Raw genomic sequence first — 17,466 nt, 5'->3', positions numbered from 1 at the left:
GGGCTACTCGGTGACTCGGTTCTGCGAGACGCCGTTCTCCGTTACGCCGTTCTCCGCGGCGTCATTCTCCGCGGCGGGAACCTCCGAGACGTCGTTCTCCGCGACGTCGTACGCCGCGAAGTCGTACGCCGCGAAGTCGGTGACGGGTCGGTATCCGATGCGCTGGTACAACCTGTTGCTGGTCGGGTTCGCCAGGTCGGTGAAGAGCAGCACCTCGTCCGCGCCCGCGTCCCGCGCCGCCCGGCTGACCTCGGCGGTCACGGCACCGGCGTAGCCCCGGCCGCGCAGGTGGGCGGGGGTGTAGACGGGGGCGACCCGGACCTGGCCGGCGACCGGCGGGGTCACTCCGGCCATGGCGACGGGGGTGCCGTCCGGGGTCTCCCAGAGAGTGACGCCGCCGTAGGCGATGCGGGCGTCGGCCCAGACACCTGCGCCGGTGGCGGGGTCGCCCACGGCCTCGGCGAACTCGTCGTACCACGTGGCCAGTTGGGCCCGGTCGGACTCGACGGCGATCCGGGCCCGGCCCGGCGGGGCCGGCTCCGGCACGGTCAACGTGCCGAGACGGTAGAGGCGTTGGCGCTGGTGGAGGGTGGGCGTGGCGCCCGTGCGGGCCTGCCAGGCGGCGGCGAAGGACTCCACGGTCTCGCGGTCCGCGCCGGCACCGGGGACCGGGACGCCGAGTCCGGCCAGGTGAGCGGCGAGGGAGTCGGCCTCCTCGGGGGTCAGGGGGGTGAGGTTGAGCCGGTGGGGCGGGGTCTGGAGGTAGACCGCGTGCACGGTGCCGTCCCGCTCCAGGGTGCCGTAGACGGGTTGCTCGTCGCCGTAGGCCCGCGGCCCGCGCCTGCGCAGCGTCTCGGTCACCGACAGCGGGATGGTGTGCGGGGCGGGCCGGGAGCGCAGGAAGTCCCCGGCGCGGTCGAGGAAGCGGGGCAGGTCTTCGGTGCGGTGCCAGTTGTCGGGGCGCATGCCTCATGGTCACGTGCGGGGGACGGTCAACGCCTGCGGTTTTTCGGTGGGTGGCCCACCCCGCTGCTTCAGGACGAGCCCTGGGACAGATCCGGCTCCGGGTCCGTCGCCAGGCGGGCGTGCAGGTGCGTGTCCCGGAACGCGTCCTGCCGCCCCGCCTCGAATATCGCGCCCCGCAGGATCCCCTCGAACCGGAAACCGCACCGCTCGGCTATGCGGCAGGAGGCGTCGTGGCCGACGGCGTGGTCGAGTTCGAGGCGGTGCATGCCCAGCTCGGTGTGGGCCCAGTGGACGGCGAGGGCCAGGGCGCGGGTGGCGACCCTGCGGCCACGCGCCTCGGGAAGCACCCAGTAGCCGACGCGGGCGTAGCGCAGGTCGGGGTGGATGGCGTTGACGCCGATGTGCCCGAGGACCGTACCGGTGCGGGCGTCCGTCACGCAGTACGACGCCGAGCTGCCGTCCGCCGCCTGGACGGCCTTGGAGCGCAGCGACTCACGTGCGCTGTCGGCGTCGGTGACCGGCCTGATCGGTGTGTTCCAGCGCTGGAACTCGGGGTCGGTGAACCCGCGCAACCAGGTCGCCACGTCGGCCTCGGAGTCCGCGTCCCAGGGGCGCAGACGCAGTCCGTGGCCGCTCAGCTCGGGGAAGGGAAACGGGAAGGGGAAGGAGTACGGGCGCCGGCGGGCGCTGTACTGATCGTCGACGTCGGCCATCAGGTAATTCAACCTGGCCATCGTCACCGACGCGGGCGGAATACGGGGATGCCGAGGACGACGGGGGCGACGGGAACGACGGGGACGACGCGGACGACCGAGATGCCGCCGCGGGAGACGACCCCGGACACCTCGGCTGGCGCCTCCTCCCGACCGGCACTCCCGTCCCGCACTGCCGTCCCGGTCGTCCCGGTCGTACCCGTCATCTCAGCCGCCCCGGTCACCCGGATCGTCCCAGCCGCCTCAGCCGCCCCGGTCGCCCCGGTCGCCCCGGTCGTCCCGTCGCGGAAGGCGACCTCCAGTTCCATCCCGGCCCGCAGTTCCTCGTGGGCGCACTCCACGACCTCGGTCATCATCCGCGGCCCCTCGGCGAGGTCGACCACGGCGGCGACGTACGGAGTGCGACCGCCGAAGGGCGGCAGGTCGTTACGGTGGACGACGGACCAGGTGTAGAGCGTGGCCCGGCCGCTCGCCGCCTCCCAGACGACGTCGTCGCTCCAGCAGTGCGGGCAGAACTCGCGCGGGTAGTGATGGGCCCGCCCGCACGCCCCACAGCGCCTGAGCAGCAACCGGCCCTGCGCGGCGGCGTCCCAGTAGGTGCGGGTGAAGGCGTCCGGCTCGGGGAGGTCGTGGCGCACGTCCGAGGCGCTCACTGGAAGAGCCCCGACGCCGCGTCCACCGACCAGTCCTGCCACGACATCCCGAACAGGGCCACCAGCGAGATGAGCGCCATCATCGAGTTCTGCCCCTGCTCGGCCCAGTCATGGATCATGAGCACGAAGTAGAGGACGTTGAGCAGCAGTCCGCCGACGAGGGCGACCGGAGTCAGGAAGCCGAGGACCAGTCCGAGCCCCAGGGCGAGTTCGGCGTAGGCGACGACGTACGCCATCGTCCGCGGGCGCGGAGTGACGACCATGTCGAAGCCGCTGCGCACCGCGGTCCACCGGTGTTTGGCGGCGATGTCGGCCGCCCAGGTGATCCCGCCGCCCTCGAACCACGTCTTCTTGTCCTTGTGCCGCCAGCTCTCCCACCACCACAGCCCGAGTCCTATGCGCAGTACGGCCAGCCACTGCTCCCCGGTGAGCCCGATCGTATCCACGGATCTGACGGTACGTCAGATAGTCGCCCTCGGGAACCCCACGGTCACGAGAGGTGCAGGCGAGGTGACAGGCAAGGCGCGGGCGAAGTGCAGGCGAGCCACCAGGCGAGGCACCAGGCAAGGCGCAGGCGAACCGCACGAGAAGCGCATCCGAGCCGCATGCGGACCCGAATGCGAGCCCGCCTGCGGACCCGAATGCGAGCCGAATACGAGAAGCCCGCCCACCCATTCCCCACACAACCAGGCGTCCTACGCCACGAGCCCCACCCACTGCTCCTACAAGCGTGATCAATCCGCAACCAATTCCGGTCTTGACCGAGACCCATCAATCACCCCCGGGATTACGCTCGCGCACATGGCCGACTCGACAGTGTCCGCGCACCCGGCGGAGCCGACGCATCACGCAGAACGCCCCGTGTACGTCATCGGCGGCGGCCCCGGCGGACTCGCCACCGCGTACGCCCTGCGCGCCAAAGGGCTGCGTGCCGTCGTGCTGGAGAGGTCCGACCACGTCGGGGCGTCCTGGCGGCGCCACTACGACCGGCTGCACCTGCACACCACCCGCCGGCTCTCGGCCCTGCCCGGGCTGCCGATGCCGCGCCGGTTCGGACGCTGGGTCGCCCGCGACGACGTGGTGCGCTATCTGGAGAAGTACGCCGAGTACCACGAGCTGGAGGTCGTCACCGGCGTGGAGGTCTCCCGCGTCGAGGGCACCGCCGACGGCACCGGCTGGCTGCTGCACGCCACCGGCGGCCGCGAACTGACCGGCGCCGCGGTGGTCGTCGCCACGGGCTACAACCACACCCCGCGCATACCGGACTGGCCCGGTCGCGCCACCTACAGCGGCGAGTTCCTGCACGCCGGCGACTACCGCAACGCGAAGCCCTTCGCCGACCGTGACGTCCTGGTCGTCGGTGTCGGCAACACCGGCGCCGAGATCGCCGTCGACCTGGTGGAGGGCGGCGCCGCGCGGGTGCGGCTGTCGGTCCGCACGGCCCCGCACATCTGCCGGCGTTCCACCGCCGGGTGGTCCGCCCAGCAGACGGCCATCCTCGTCCGCCGCCTGCCGGTCCGGCTCGTCGACCGGCTCGCCGTGCCGCTCGCCAAGCTGAGCGTGCCGGACCTCTCCGCGCAGGGCCTGCCCCGTCCGGACACCGGCCTCTACAGCCGCGTGGTCGAGGAGGGCGCGATCCCCGTCCAGGACGTCGGCCTGATCGACGCCGTGCGCAGGGGCAGGGTCGAGGTCGTGTCCGCCGTCGAGAGCTTCGAGGACGGCAAGGTGGTCCTCGCCGGCGGCGGTCCCATCTCCCCGGACGCCGTCATCGCCGCCACCGGCTACACCCGCGCCCTGGACGACCTGGTCGGCCACCTCGACGTCCTCGGCGCGCACGGCATGCCCGTCGTCAACGGCGCCCGTACCCCGAAGAACGCGCCCGGCCTCTACTTCACCGGCTTCGTCACCCCCATCAGCGGCACCTTCCGCGAACTGGCCGCCGACGCCGAGAAGATCGCGAAGGCCATCGCCAAGGACACCGGCTGCCAGGTCTCCCGGCTCCCCGCCTGAGACGCGCCCGACGTGGACACCTTCACGCCCTGCCGGTCAGGCGGGGTACGCCCTACCGGTCACGCGAACCGGCCATCCTTTGCGTGCAGGGCCATTCCTGACATCCCGCCAGTTCTGTAATCTGACAGTGCGTCAGTTTACTGGGCAGTCACAAAGGAGCGGGCGGACCGATGCTTGGATCAACCCACGGCACCCTCACCACCGACTCCCGCCGGGCCCGGATCATCGCGTGCGGCGAGCAACCCGGGCCCGCCGTACACGGCCGGCCCGCCGAGGTGGACGACCTCGACGTCAGCGGCCGGACCCTGTACGCCGCCACCCCCGATCTGGACCGTTTCTTCCGGCCCGAGTCGGTGGCGGTGATCGGCGCCTCGGACGCCGAGGGCCGACCGAACACCGGCGTCACCCGGCAGTTGCTCGCCTGGTCCGAGCGGGTGGGCGCCCGGCTGCATCCGGTGCATCCCACCCGTCCGTCCGTCTTCGGCATCGCCTGCTCCCCCTCCGTCGCCGACCTGCCCGAGCAGGTCGACCTCGCCGTGCTGCTGGTCGCCGACCCCCTTCCCGTGATCGAGGAACTGGCCGAGGCCAAGGTGAAGTTCGCGGTCGTCTTCGCCTCCGGGTTCGCCGAGACGGGCGAGGAGGGCGCGGCCGCCCAGGCCCGGCTCGCCACCGCCGTCGCGCGGTCCGGGATGCGGCTGCTCGGCCCCAACACCAACCTCAACGCCTTCGAGGAGTTCCGGGACGACCTGGACGGCCCGGCCATCGCCCTCATCACCCAGTCCGGCCATCAGGGCCGCCCGGTCTTCGCCCTCCAGGAACTCGGCATCCGTCTTTCTCACTGGGCGCCCACCGGCAACGAAGCCGACCTGGAGACCTCGGACTTCCTCTCCTACTTCGCCGAGCGGCCCGAGGTCGGCGCCATCGCCTGCTACGTCGAGGGACTCAAGGACGGCCGCTCCTTCCTGCTCGCCGCCGACCGGGCCGCCCGCCGCAAGGTGCCCGTGGTCGCGGTCAAGGTGGGCCGCACCGAGACCGGCGCCCGCACGGCCGCCTCACACACCGGCAAGCTGACCGGCGCCGACGCGGTGGTGGACGCGGCGATGCGGCAGTACGGGGTGATCCGCGTCGACGGCCTGGACGAACTCCAGGACACCGCCACCCTGCTGGCCCGTGCCCGGCCGCCCCACGCCGACGGGGTCGTCGTCTATTCGATCTCGGGCGGCACGGGCGCCCACTTCGCCGACCTGGCCACCGAGGCGCGCCTGAGCCTGCCGCGGCTGTCGGACGCCAGGCAGGCCGAGCTGCACCAGTGGATACCCGAGTACCTCAGCGTGGCCAACCCCGTCGACAACGGGGGTCACCCGGTCGGCGACTGGCGCGGGCGGAAGATCATCGACGCGATCCTCGACGACCCCGAGGTCGGGGTGCTGATCTGTCCGATCACCGGACCCTTCCCGCCCCTCAGCGACAAGCTCGTCCAGGATCTGGTGGACGCGGCCGAGCGGACGGACAAGCTGGTGTGCGTGGTGTGGGGCTCCCCGGTCGGCACCGAGCGGGCGTACCGCGAGGTCCTGCTCGGCTCCTCCCGCGTGGCCACCTTCCGCACCGTCGCGAACTGCATCACCGCCGTCCGCGCCTACCTCGACCACCACCGCTTCGTCAGCGGCTACCGCTCCCCCTTCGACTCCGCGCCCCGCACCCCCTCGCCGTCCTTCCGCAAGGCGCAGGCACTGATGCGACCAGGACAGCAGCTGAGCGAGCACGCGGCGAAGCAGCTGCTGCGGGCGTACGGCATTCGCGTACCGCGTGAGCAGTTGGTGACCAGCGCGGCGGCGGCCGTGCGCGCGGCGGGACTGGTCGGCTACCCCGTGGTGATGAAGGCGTCCGGCGCGCGGATCGCCCACAAGACCGAGCTCGGACTGGTGAAGATCGGGCTGACCTCGGCCAGCCAGGTCCGGGACGCCTACCGGGAGTTGACCGACATCGCCCGCTACGAAGACGTCCCGCTGGACGGCGTCCTCGTGTGCCAGATGGTCGAACGGGGCGTCGAGATGGTCGTCGGCGTCACCCACGACGAGTTGTTCGGGCCGACCGTGACCGTCGGGCTCGGCGGGGTGCTCGTCGAGGTGCTGCGGGACACCGCCGTACGCGTGCCGCCCTTCGCGGAGGAACAGGCCCGGGACATGTGCGCCGAACTGCGCGGGCGGGCCCTCCTCGACGGGGTCCGGGGGCGCCCCCCGGCCGATCTCGACGCGCTGGTCGAAGTCGTGCTGCGGGTGCAGCGCATGGCCCTGGAACTCGGGGACGACCTCGCGGAGCTCGACATCAATCCGCTGATGGTGCTGCCGCAGGGGCAGGGCGCGGTGGCGCTGGACGCGTTGGCGGTGTGCCGCTGAGATGAACACTCCTACTGAGATGAACACGCCCGATTCCCCCCGAGAGCCCGAAATTTCCGTTGAGTCATTGATACGGCACACCACTGACAATCAGGTCTGCCGCATCACCCTCAACCGGCCCGAAGCCCTCAACGCCCTCACTCCTGACCAGCGGGAACGCATCATTCAGCTACTGTCGGAAGCCTCCGCCGACCCGGACGTACGGGCGGTGGTGATCACGGGCACGGGCCGCGGCTTCTGCGCCGGGGCGGACCTGCGCGGAGCCGCGACGACCGGGCAGCGAACCGCCGGCGACGTCGCCCGCACCCTCCGCACCGGCGCCCAACGCCTCATCGCCGCCGTCCTCGACTGCGAGAAACCCGTCATCGCGGCCGTGAACGGCACCGCGGCCGGCCTCGGCGCGCATCTCGCCCTCGCCTGCGACCTCGTACTCGCCGCGGAGACCGCCAGGTTCATCGAGGTGTTCGTCCGGCGAGGGCTCGTGCCGGACGGCGGCGGAGCGTATCTCCTGCCCCGGCTCGTCGGACCGCAGCGGGCGAAGGAGCTGATGTTCTTCGGCGACGCGCTCACCGCGACGGACGCCGAACGCCTCGGCCTCGTCAACCGCGTCGTACCGGACGCGGAGTTGGACAAGACGGCCCGCGAGTGGGCCGCACGCCTCGCCGCCGGGCCGACCCGCGCCCTCGCCCTCACCAAGCAGCTCGTCAACGCCTCCCTCGACACCGACCGCACCGCCGCCTTCGCCGCCGAGGCCGCCGCACAGGAGATCAACATGACGACGGCGGACGCGCAGGAGGGCGTACGGAGCTTCGTGGAGCGCAGAAGCCCGGAGTACGGGGGGCGTTAGACCCGCGCAGGTCTCTCGTCAGGCCTGCGCCGGCCTTCCTATCTGACATATCGTCAGCTTTAATGCAAGACATGATGGGACAAGCCGGGATGGCCGAAGCCGCCGTCCGCTACCTCAGGTCGACCGGGACCGCGCCGTTCGCGCGCCCCGTCGAGGCGTTGCCGCGGCCGGAGCTGCGGTGTGTGCGGGAGAACGAACGAGTGCCCGTCGACCAGAGCGACTTCCGGCGCGTGCTCGGGAACTTCGCGTCCGGCGTGACCGTTGTCACGGCTCCCGCCCCCGATCCCGACACCGCCCCCGCCGGCTTCGCCTGCCAGTCCTTCTCCTCCCTCTCCCTCGACCCGCCCCTCGTCGCCTTCATGGTCGGCCGTACGTCGACCAGCTGGCCGCGCATCGCCCGCGCCGGGGTCTTCTGCGTGAACATCCTGAGCGCCGGCCAGGGCGAGCTGTGCCGCTCCTTCGCCGTGCGCGGCGCGGACAAGTTCGCGGGCGTCACCCACGACCCGTCCCCCGTCTCCGGCTCCCCCCGTCTCGCCGGCACACTCGCGTGGATCGACTGCACGATCCACGCGGTGCACACCGGGGGCGACCACCTCATCGTGGTGGGACGGGTGGACGCCCTGGACACGGGCGACGGCGAGGACGCGGCCCCTTTGCTGTTCCACAAGGGGCACTTCCTCTAGACATCTCGACAGCTGGACATCCGGACAGTAAGACACCAGGACAGCTAGACCACCGGCACCACCGGCCTCCGTCGGATCACCAACGCCATCAACGCCGCCGCCGCGCACAGCGCTCCCGACGCGTACCAGACCATGTCGTACGTCCCGAAGGCGTCCCGCGCGACACCGCCGAGGAAGGCCACCAGCGCGGCGCCCACCTGGTGGGAGGCCAGGACCCAGCCGAAGACGATCGCGCTGTCCTCGCCGTAGTGCTCGCGACACAGGGCCACGGTCGGCGGGACGGTGGCAACCCAGTCGAGGCCGTAGAAGACGATGAAGAACAGCATCGGCGGGTGGACCGACGAGGCCAGCAGCATCGGGAGGAAGAGCAGCGAGACACCCCTCAGGGCGTAGTACACGGCCAGCAGCCGACGCGCTTCGAAGCGGTCGGTGAACCAGCCGGAGGCCACCGTGCCGACCACGTCGAACACACCGATGACCGCGAGCAGCGAGGCCGCCGCCGTGGCGGGCATGCCGTGGTCGTGGGCCGCGGGCACGAAGTGGGTCTGCACCAGGCCGTTGGTGGAGGCCCCGCAGATCGCGAAGGTACCGGCGAGCAGCCAGAAGGGGCCGATGGGGGTCCCCCCGCTCGAGCGCAGCCGAGAGTGGGGGAGGGCGGCCTTGAACAGCACGGTGACCGCGCGTCGGGCGGCACCCGGAACCGGCTCGGGCTTGGGGACGAACTCCTGGGCGCCGTACGGCTTCAGGCCCACGTCGGCCGGGTGGTCGCGCAGCAGCAGCCAGACGAAGGGGACGACCGCGAGGGCGGCGAGGGCGACCGTGAGGGCGGCCGGGCGCCAGTCGTGCTCCTCCACCATCCAGGACAGGAGCGGCAGGAAGATCAGCTGGCCGGAGGCCGAGGCGGCGGTGAGGATGCCGGTGACCAGGCCGCGCCGTTCGGTGAACCAGCGGTTGGTGACGGTGGCGGCGAAGGCCAGCGCCATCGAGCCGGAGCCCAGGCCGACCAGCAGACCCCAGCACAGGAGCAGTTGCCAGGGCGCTGTCATGAACACCGTCAGGCCCGCGCCGGCCGCGATCACGGTCAGCGCGACGGCGACCACCCGCCGGATGCCGAAGCGGTCCATCAGCGCGGCCGCGAAGGGCGCGGTCAGCCCGTACAGCGCGAGGTTGACGGAGACGGCCGCGCCGATGGTGCCACGCGACCAGTCGAATTCGGCATGCAGAGGGTCGATGAGCAGTCCGGGCAGCGAGCGGAAGGCGGCGGCGCCGATGATCGTCACGAAGGTGACGGCGGCGACGAACCAGGCACGGTGGATGCGAGGGCGCCGGCCCGCCCGGGGCTCCTGAACGGTGGCGGCGTCAGTTGTCTGAGTCACGACATAGAGCTTCCGGCCTGTCCGCGTTCCGAGCCACTGGCCCGTAGGACAGTGTTCGCTAGGATCGGGCCATGAGTCGTGAGCCGGGCTTCCGCCCCCATCGCGTCGTCGTGCTGGCCCTCGATGGTCTGCTCCCCTTCGAGCTGGGCATCCCGCACCGCATCTTCGGCCGCCCCAAGGACGCCCGGGGACGTCATCTGTACGACGTGGTCACCTGCTCGGTCCGGCCGCCGGGCCCGGTCGGGACCGACGCCGACTTCACCCTCCACGTCGCCCACGGCCCCGAGGCCCTGGCCACCGCCGACACCGTGATCATCCCGACGTCGTACGAACTCGGCCCGGTCATCGAGCAGGGCGTCCTGACCGGCGAACTGGCCGCCGCTCTCACGCGCATCCGCCCCGGCACCCGGCTCGCCTCCATCTGCACCGGCGTCTACGTCCTGGCCGCCGCCGGCCTCCTCGACGGCCGCCCCGCCACCACGCACTGGGCCCATATGGCCGAGCAGGAAGCCATGTCCGTACGCACCTTCACCCGCCGTTTCCGCGAGGAGGTCGGCGTCAGCCCGGGCCAGTGGCTCACCCAGCAGCGAGTGGAACGGGCCCGGCACCTGCTGGAGTCCACCGGCCTGTCCGTCGACCAGGTGGCCCGCGATGCCGGCTTCGGCACCGCCCAGTCGATGCGGCAGCACCTACAGGCGGTCCTCGGCGTCACTCCGACCGCGTATCGACGCACCTTCCGGGCCGGAGGCAACGAGGTGGGAAGCGGCTGGGTGGGAAGCGGCTGGGGCGGAAGCGGCGGTACCGAGCGCCACGGCGCGGTCGGCGCCCTGAGCTGAACAGTCACCGCGTCGAGCCTCGCCCCACCACCCGATCAAGGTCAGCGTCAGCGTCACGCCCACCCCGGCCACGACCCGCCGTGGACGGCGCCGCCACCTTGAGCAGGGCCTCGCGAAGTCAGCACCCCTCCCTTTCAGAAGGTGAGCACCCCGCGCGCCACCCGCCCCGCCTCCGCGTCCGCCACCGCCTTCTCGAAGTCCTCGACCGGGTAGGTCTCGGTCACCAACTCGTCGAGCAGCAGCCGTCCTTCCCGGTAGAGCGCGGCGTACAGCATGATGTCCCGTTGCGGGCGGGAGGAGCCGTAGCGGCAGCCGAGGATCGACTTGTCCAGGAACAGGGAGGAGACGAGGAAGGACGCCTCGGCCTTCGCCGACGGAACACCCAGCAGGATTGCCTGGCCGTGCCGGTCCAACGAGTCGATCGCGGCCCGGATCAACTCGATGCGCCCGACACACTCGAAGGCGTGGTCCGCCCCGGTCGGCAGGACGTCCCGCACGCCCTCCATGGAGGTCAGGAAGTGCGTCGCCCCGAACTGCCGGGCCACCGCCTCCTTCGCGGGATTGGCGTCCACCGCCACGATCCGCAGCGCCCCCGCGATCCGCGCCCCCTGGAGGACGTTGAGCCCGATCCCGCCCGTGCCGATCACCAGCACACTGTCCCCGCGGTCGACCTTCGCCCGGTTGAGCACGGCGCCCACCCCGGTCAGCACCCCGCACCCGATGAGCGCGGCCGACGGCAACGGGATGTCCTTCGGAACGCGGACCGCCTGGACGGCCTTCACCACGGTCCGTTCCGCGAAGGCCGAGTTGGACGCGAACTGGAACACAGGCCGCCCGTTCCGCGTGAACGGCCGCCCGGGCCGCCCGATCGCCTGCCGGCACATCGTCGGCCGCCCACGGTCGCACTCCGCGCACGTCCCGCAGTTGGCGAGCGTGGACAGGGCCACGTGGTCGCCGGGCCGCACATGCGAGACACCCGCCCCCACTGCCTCCACCACACCCGCCCCCTCATGGCCGAGCACCACGGGAACAGGGAAAGGTATGGTCCCGTCCACCACAGACAGGTCGCTGTGGCACAACCCGGCCGCCGAGATCGCGACCTGCACCTCCCCGGGCCCGGGATCCCGCACCTCCAGATCGTCCACGACCTCGGTCCGCTTGCCGTCGAACAGCACGCCTCGCATCAGACGACCCCCTTGGGTTCCCTGGGCAGGCCGAGCACCCGCTCGGCGATGATCGTGCGCTGAACCTGGTCCGAGCCGCCGTAGAGGGTGTCGGCCCGGGAGAAGAGGAACAGGTGTTGCAGGGCGTCGAGTCGGTACGGCTCCGCGGCCGCCCACGGCGCAGGCCCTACGGCCGCCTCCGCGCCCCGCACCAGCATCGCCAGCTCTCCCAGCCGCTGATGCCAACCGGCCCACAACAGCTTGGCCACGCTGGGCGCGCCCGCGTCGCCCGAACTCCCGAGAGTCCGTAGAGCGTTCCACCGCATCACCCGCAGCTCGGCCCACTGCCGGACGAGCCGTTCCCGTACGACGGGATCGGCGAGAGCCCCCGTCTCCGCAGCCGCGCGCACCACCCTCCCCAGCTCCTGGGCGAAGCCGATCTGCTGGGCCAACGTGGACACCCCCCGCTCGAAGCCGAGCAGGCTCATCGCGACCTTCCAGCCCTCGCCCTCGCCCCCGACGAGATGCTCCGCACGCGCGCGTGCCCCGTCGAAGAAAACCTCGTTGAACTCGCTGGTCCCGGTCATCTGCCGGATGGGCCGCACCTCTATGCGCCCCGGCTGGTCCATGGGGACCAGGAGGAAGCTCAGCCCGTGGTGCCGACGCGAGCCGGTCTCCGTCCGCGCGAGCACGAAACACCAGTCCGCCTCATGGGCCAGCGAGGTCCAGATCTTCTGCCCCGTGACGCGATAACACGCCCCCTCACGCACGGCCGCGGTCCGCACACCGGCCAGATCGGACCCGGCGTTCGGCTCGCTGTACCCCTGACACCAGAGCTCGTCACCGGCGGCGATCGGCGGCAGGAAACGCGCCTTCTGCTCCTGCGTCCCGTGGGCGAGGAGAGTCGGCGCGAGCAGGTTCTCCCCGATGTGACCGGACCGCGGGGGCGCCCCCGACCGCGCGTACTCCTCAGCCCAGACGACCTGTCGGGTGAGACCGGCGCTGCGATTGCCGTAGCCCGACTCGGGCCAGCCGAGCCCGATCCACCCGGCTTTGCCGAGGGTGTGTTCCCAGGTACGGCGGTCCTGTTCAGCACGGGTGTGTTCGGCCAGCCACGCCCGGGCTTCCGCCCGGAACGCATCGTCCTCGACACTGAACCCGAAGTCCACAGGGTCTCCTCTCGACACCGGACGCATCCAACACCCCAGGTCCCCAAGTCCCCAGGCGCTCCAGGCACCCCAGGGGCACGGGGCTGTATCGATGTGCGGCTCCGCCGCGACGGCCCGCCCAGCCACAACGGACCCGCACTTGCCAACGGACAAGCACCCGCCGAAGAACACCCACCCCCCGAATCACACGCACCCGCCTAAGAACACGCGCCCCCGGCAGCTGCGCCCCAGGCAGCTGCGCCGCGGGCCGCTAGGCGTTCGGCCGGTTCCCGTCCCGCGCCGCCCTCTCCATCCCCGCGAGCCGCTCCAACATCGGCATGGGGTCGACCCCGACCGACCCCGGCAGGAACTCCGCGATCCGCTCCGGCGTCCAGGCGGCCCCCTCCGCATAGGCCGAACGCACTTCCCTGGGCTGCGCCCACACCGCGATCTTCGGCCCCGCGATGGTGTACACCTGCCCGGTGATTTCCTGCTCCCGGGCCCGCTCCGACAGCAGATAGACGACCAGAGCCGCCACGTCCTCCGGCTCCCCGATCTCCGCCAGCTCCATGGGAACGTTCGCCGACATCCGCGTACGGGCGACCGGGGCCACCGCGTTGGCGGTCACCCCGTACTTGTGCAGCCCCAGCGCCGCACTCCGCACCAGCGAGATGATCCCGCCCTTCGCCGCGCTGTAGTTGGCCTGGGAGACGGACCCCTGATGGTTTCCGCTGGTGAACCCGATCAAGGTCCCCGTCCGCTGCTGCCGCATCACCGCGGCCGCCGCCCGGAACACCGTGAACGTGCCCTTGAGATGGGTCGCCACGACCGGATCCCACTCCTCCTCGGACATGTTGAACAGCATCCGCTCGCGCAGGATCCCGGCCACGCACACGACACCGTCGAGCCGTCCGTACGACGACAGCGCCACGTCGACGATCCGCTGACCGCCCGCCATGGTCGACACGTCGTCGGCCACCGGGACCGCTTCCCCGCCCGCCGCCTCGATCTCCTTGACCACGGCCTCGGCGACCGAGCTGGTCGGCGAGGCGCCGTCGACGGAGACCCCGTAGTCGTTGACGACGACCCGAGCGCCCTCGGCGGCGGCCGCGCGCGCCACCGCCCGGCCGATGCCCCGCCCGGCGCCTGTCACGGCGATCACCTTGCCTGCCAAGAAGTTCCCCACGCCGGCCCCTTCCCGCGGTTTCTGACGGTCCGTTAGATTTTTGCTCTGTCGGACAGTCGGAGACAAGCCCCCGGGAGGACGGATGTCGTCACCCACGCTCCATCCCGCGTTCCACGACATCGCCAAGCGCGTGAACAACTGGGGCCGTTGGGGGGTGGACGACGAGATCGGCACCCTCAACCTGATCACCGACGAGGTGGTGCAACGGGCGGCGGCGGAGGTCCGCACGGGCCGTCGTGTCCCGCTCGCGCTTCCCCTCCGGCAGGACGGTGTGCAGACCGGGATGATCCCCGGCCGGGTCAACCCCCTGCACGCCATGGTGCAGATCAACCAGGAGATCTTCGGCCCGGGATCGGTGGCGTGCAGCGACGACGCCGTGACCATGGGCCTCCAGGCAGCCACCCACTGGGACGCGCTCCCCCACGTCTCACACTCGGGCAAGCTCTACAACGGCCGCCCCGCCGACAGCATCACCCCGCACGGCGGCGCCGAGTTCAGCGGCATCGACAAGGCGCGGCACATCATCTCGCGCGGGGTACTGCTCGACGTGGCCCGGGCGCACGGCAGGGACCGTCTCGACGGCGCGCACGCCGTCACGCCGGAGGACCTGGAAGCCGCCGAGGAACTAGCGGGCACCCGCGTGCGCGCCGGTGACATCGTGCTCGTACGGACCGGCCAGGTGCAGGTGTATCTGGCCGGCGACAAGGAGGCGTACGGCTATCCGTCGCCGGGGTTGTCGATCCGCACCCCGGAGTGGTTCCACGCGCGCGATGTCGCCGCGGTCGCCAACGACACGCTCACCTTCGAGATCTTCCCGCCCGAGATCGAGGATCTGTGGCTGCCCGTGCACGCGCTCGACCTCGTGGAGATGGGCATGTTGCAAGGCCAGAACTGGAATCTGGAAAAGTTGTCCACAGCCTGTGGACAAGAAAACCGCTACGCGTTTCTGCTGTCCGCGATGCCCGAGCCGTTCGTCGGCGCCACGGGCACTCCGGTGGCGCCGGTGGCCATCTTCTGACGATCGGTCACTGCCCCGCAGCCGGGGCGGCGCCGGACGGGGCGCACTGATCGGTCGTGCTGTCGGTGACGGGGCTGCCGGCGGCGGCGCCACCGGCGACGATGCCGGCGATCAGGCGGAATGCGCCGCTTGTTGCTCGCCGACCCGACGGAACGCGAGGGGACACGAGGGGACACGAGGAGACACGAGGCGACACGAAAGATGCGTTGGGCCGTTCGTGTGAGCCGGTCGGGAGCGGCTTGCCGCTGGCATAGCCACGATGAATAACTGGAGCAGATCCGACCGGTGGGCTGCCCGCCCTCGCCGGGGGATGCGGCAGTCGGCCCACCCGCGGCGCTTTCCGGAAGAGTCCGGGTGACCAGTCGGCATACCGCGATGGGCACCCCCGGTGGGGAATCCGGATCCCGTTCAGCCGGTGCCGTCCGCGGCACCGGCTGACACGGCCCCCAGTTCCCGCCCTGGAGTCGAGCCCTTGACCTCTCGACCACATCTCGACACTCATCACCGGCCAGGACGAACAAGCGACTTGTCACTCTTTTGAGCGACAAGCATTGAGGGCTCTTGTCACTCGATCGGACCTATGAGTCACTGAGAGTGCGAACCGGCGGGCTGCCCATCCCGTGCCGGGGCATCGTTGAGAAGGGCAGCTCTTGCCGGTTATCCCTGTGCCCAGGGATGCCTGAAGGCTGCTGTGCCTCCGGCCCTGTGTGCGGAAGCAGACGACTCTTCCCTCGCCCTGTGTGCGAAGGCGGACGACCCTTCCCTCGCCCCGTGTCCGACAACACCGACTGCTCCTCGATCACCCGGGATGAGAGCAGCAGGCCTGCCTGTCGGCAGGGCTGATCCGCAGCTGCGGCAGCCGGTGGCCGGGTGCCCTTTGCCGGTTCCGCGCAAGTCTCCACCAACCAGCGAGGAGTGCCCCATGCCCATTTCTCCGAATCAGGGTTCCACCGGTGGCGGAACGCTGGTCACCATCACGGGGACGAACCTGTCCAACACCAGCGCCGTGAAGTTCGGCAGCAAGTCGGCGACCAGCATCACTCAGGTCACGGCGACGCAGGTCACCGCCGTCTCCCCCTCCGGAACCGGCACGGTGGGCGTCACCGTGACCACGCCCGGCGGGACCAGCAACCCGGTGTCGTTCTTCTACGTCGGAGCCCCCTTCAAGGGTTCCCTCGGAACCAGCTCCGGGCCACTGGTCGGCGGCAACACCATCACCGTCAACGGCACCGGCCTCTCCACGGCCACCAGCGTCTCCTTCGGCGCAACGCCCGCGACCCCCACCGTGGTCAGCGACAGTCAGCTCTCCGTCGTTGTTCCGGCGGGCGCCGCGGCCGGATCGGTGGGGGTCAGTGTGACCACCGCCGGCGGCACCAACAACGGCCTGACATACACGTACATCGACGACCCGACGATCGGGACCATCAGCCCGACCTCCGGCTCGACCTCCGGCGGGACGGCGGTGACCATCACCGGGACCAACCTCAGCAGCACCGAGTCGGTCACCTTCGACGGCGTCGCCGCCCCCTTCTCGGTGATCAACGCCACCACGCTGTCGGCGGTCACCCCGCCCCACGCAGCGGGCGCGTTCGACGTGGTGGTGACCAACCCCTCGGGGTCGGCCACCGCAGTCGGCGGCTTCACCTACATCACAGGTCCCGGCATCTGACCCAGCCGGCAGCCTTCGCGCGACGGAGGCATTGACCCGCGCCCGGGCGGCAGGCCCCACACGCCGCCCGGGCGACGGGCCGTCCGTCGCCCGGGAGCGCCCCGACCCGCATCACCGGGAGTGCCCCGACTCGCATCACGAGCGTGTCCTACCGAAGGAGTACAGAAATGTCCGCCCCTGTGGTCGCTTCGGTCAGTCCCAGCGCGGGACCGGCCTCCGGCGGCACCACCGTCACCGTGACCGGTACCGGCTTCACCGGAGTGGCACTCGTCCGCTTCGGCGGCAAACCCGTCACCTCGTACACCGTCGACAGCAGCACCCAGATCACGGCGGTCAGTCCGTCGGGCACCGGTTCGGTGTATGTCCTTGTCACCACCAATCAGGGCACCAGCATCCCGCAGGTGCTCTTCACCTATGTCCCGGCACCGTCCCTCACCGGTCTGACGCCGGCTCAGGGCCCGGTCTCCGGCGGCACCACCGTCACCCTCACGGGTACCGGCTTCACCGGCGCGACGGCGGTCAGCTTCGGCGGGGTCGCCGCGACCTCTTTCACCGTCAACTCGGCCACCCAGATCACCGCGGTCACCCCGCCCCACACGGCCGGCACCGCAGCCGTCACCGTGACCGCCCCCGGCGGCACCAGCAACGCCCTCACGTTCACCTACCTCGGGTTCCCTTCCGTCACCGGCCTGTCACCCACCCAGGGACCGGTCTCCGGCGGCACCACCGTCACCCTCACGGGTACCGGCTTCACCGGCGCGACGGCGGTCAGCTTCGGCGGGGTCGCCGCGACCTCTTTCAC

General features: G+C 71.2%; 15 protein-coding genes and 1 pseudogene. 8 read left to right on the top strand and 8 right to left on the bottom strand.

The annotated features are described in order from the left end of the window. Nucleotides 1-3 precede the first annotated feature (3 nt). The 4 genes and pseudogenes from M2271_RS33815 to M2271_RS33800 all read right to left on the bottom strand — a co-directional run bounded on the left by M2271_RS33815 (nucleotide 4) and on the right by M2271_RS33800 (nucleotide 2,778). Nucleotides 4-966, bottom strand: a complete 963-nt coding sequence (locus M2271_RS33815) for a GNAT family N-acetyltransferase (RefSeq protein WP_280891238.1) — start codon at nucleotides 964-966, stop codon at nucleotides 4-6. A 68-nt stretch (nucleotides 967-1,034) separates the two neighbouring features. After that, complete coding sequence (locus tag M2271_RS33810) at nucleotides 1,035-1,679, bottom strand: GNAT family N-acetyltransferase (protein ID WP_280891237.1); 645 nt, start codon at nucleotides 1,677-1,679, stop codon at nucleotides 1,035-1,037. Between the two features lie 281 nt (nucleotides 1,680-1,960). Next, nucleotides 1,961-2,332, bottom strand: a pseudogene (locus tag M2271_RS33805) (Zn-ribbon domain-containing OB-fold protein); the annotation flags it as partial. After that, the gene (locus M2271_RS33800) at nucleotides 2,329-2,778 is read right to left on the bottom strand and encodes a DoxX family membrane protein (RefSeq protein WP_280891236.1); all 450 of its coding nucleotides are present in this window, start codon (nucleotides 2,776-2,778) and stop codon (nucleotides 2,329-2,331) included. The gene M2271_RS33800 and the pseudogene M2271_RS33805, both read right to left, overlap by 4 nt. 355 nt (nucleotides 2,779-3,133) lie before the next feature. Between M2271_RS33800 and M2271_RS33795 the strand changes: the two genes are divergently transcribed. From M2271_RS33795 to M2271_RS33780, 4 genes are all read left to right on the top strand, one after another. Further along, nucleotides 3,134-4,342 carry an NAD(P)/FAD-dependent oxidoreductase gene (locus M2271_RS33795; RefSeq protein WP_280891235.1) on the top strand — a complete coding sequence of 403 codons (1,209 nt, stop codon included), beginning with the start codon at nucleotides 3,134-3,136 and terminating at the stop codon, nucleotides 4,340-4,342. Nucleotides 4,343-4,512: 170 nt separating this feature from the next. After that, complete coding sequence (locus M2271_RS33790) at nucleotides 4,513-6,738, top strand: acetate--CoA ligase family protein (RefSeq protein WP_280891234.1); 2,226 nt, start codon at nucleotides 4,513-4,515, stop codon at nucleotides 6,736-6,738. A gap of 19 nt (nucleotides 6,739-6,757) precedes the next feature. Next, nucleotides 6,758-7,585, top strand: a complete 828-nt coding sequence (locus M2271_RS33785) for an enoyl-CoA hydratase-related protein (RefSeq protein ID WP_280891233.1) — start codon at nucleotides 6,758-6,760, stop codon at nucleotides 7,583-7,585. Between the two features lie 74 nt (nucleotides 7,586-7,659). Continuing rightward, entirely contained in the window at nucleotides 7,660-8,268 is a 609-nt protein-coding gene (locus M2271_RS33780; protein ID WP_280891316.1) for a flavin reductase family protein, read from the top strand. Nucleotides 8,269-8,312: 44 nt separating this feature from the next. Here the strand turns inward: M2271_RS33780 and M2271_RS33775 are convergent, their stop codons facing one another. Beyond that, nucleotides 8,313-9,644, bottom strand: a complete 1,332-nt coding sequence (locus M2271_RS33775; protein WP_280891232.1) for an MFS transporter — start codon at nucleotides 9,642-9,644, stop codon at nucleotides 8,313-8,315. A 71-nt stretch (nucleotides 9,645-9,715) separates the two neighbouring features. On the opposite strand from M2271_RS33775, the gene M2271_RS33770 reads away from it, so the two are divergent. After that, entirely contained in the window at nucleotides 9,716-10,480 is a 765-nt protein-coding gene (locus M2271_RS33770; protein WP_280891231.1) for a helix-turn-helix domain-containing protein, read from the top strand. 134 nt (nucleotides 10,481-10,614) lie between these two features. Here M2271_RS33770 and M2271_RS33765 read toward each other — a convergent pair whose 3' ends face one another. From M2271_RS33765 to M2271_RS33755, 3 genes are all read right to left on the bottom strand, one after another. Continuing rightward, complete coding sequence (locus M2271_RS33765; RefSeq protein WP_280891230.1) at nucleotides 10,615-11,664, bottom strand: Zn-dependent alcohol dehydrogenase; 1,050 nt, start codon at nucleotides 11,662-11,664, stop codon at nucleotides 10,615-10,617. Beyond that, entirely contained in the window at nucleotides 11,664-12,812 is a 1,149-nt protein-coding gene (locus M2271_RS33760; protein ID WP_280891229.1) for an acyl-CoA dehydrogenase family protein, read from the bottom strand. The genes M2271_RS33765 and M2271_RS33760 overlap by 1 nt, the downstream gene beginning before the upstream one ends. 250 nt (nucleotides 12,813-13,062) lie before the next feature. Further along, nucleotides 13,063-13,977 (bottom strand): SDR family NAD(P)-dependent oxidoreductase, encoded by a 915-nt coding sequence (locus M2271_RS33755; protein WP_280891228.1) that lies wholly within the window; start codon nucleotides 13,975-13,977, stop codon nucleotides 13,063-13,065. 82 nt (nucleotides 13,978-14,059) lie between these two features. Here M2271_RS33755 and M2271_RS33750 point away from each other — a divergent pair, with 82 nt between their 5' ends. The 3 genes from M2271_RS33750 to M2271_RS33740 all read left to right on the top strand — a co-directional run. Beyond that, nucleotides 14,060-14,995: a cyclase family protein gene (locus M2271_RS33750; RefSeq protein WP_280891227.1), complete on the top strand. Its 936-nt coding sequence runs from the start codon at nucleotides 14,060-14,062 to the stop codon at nucleotides 14,993-14,995. A gap of 922 nt (nucleotides 14,996-15,917) precedes the next feature. Beyond that, nucleotides 15,918-16,664, top strand: coding sequence for an IPT/TIG domain-containing protein (locus tag M2271_RS33745; protein ID WP_280891226.1), 747 nt, complete (start codon nucleotides 15,918-15,920; stop codon nucleotides 16,662-16,664). Nucleotides 16,665-16,831: 167 nt separating this feature from the next. Next, on the top strand, nucleotides 16,832-17,466 hold a 635-nt coding region (locus M2271_RS33740), incomplete at its 3' end, for an IPT/TIG domain-containing protein (RefSeq protein ID WP_280891225.1).

The organism is Streptomyces sp. LBL, assembly GCF_029893585.1.
Taxonomy (GTDB): domain Bacteria; phylum Actinomycetota; class Actinomycetes; order Streptomycetales; family Streptomycetaceae; genus Streptomyces.
The sequence above is the reverse complement of the archived record's forward strand: the minus strand, read 5'-3'. Positions and strand labels throughout refer to the sequence as shown.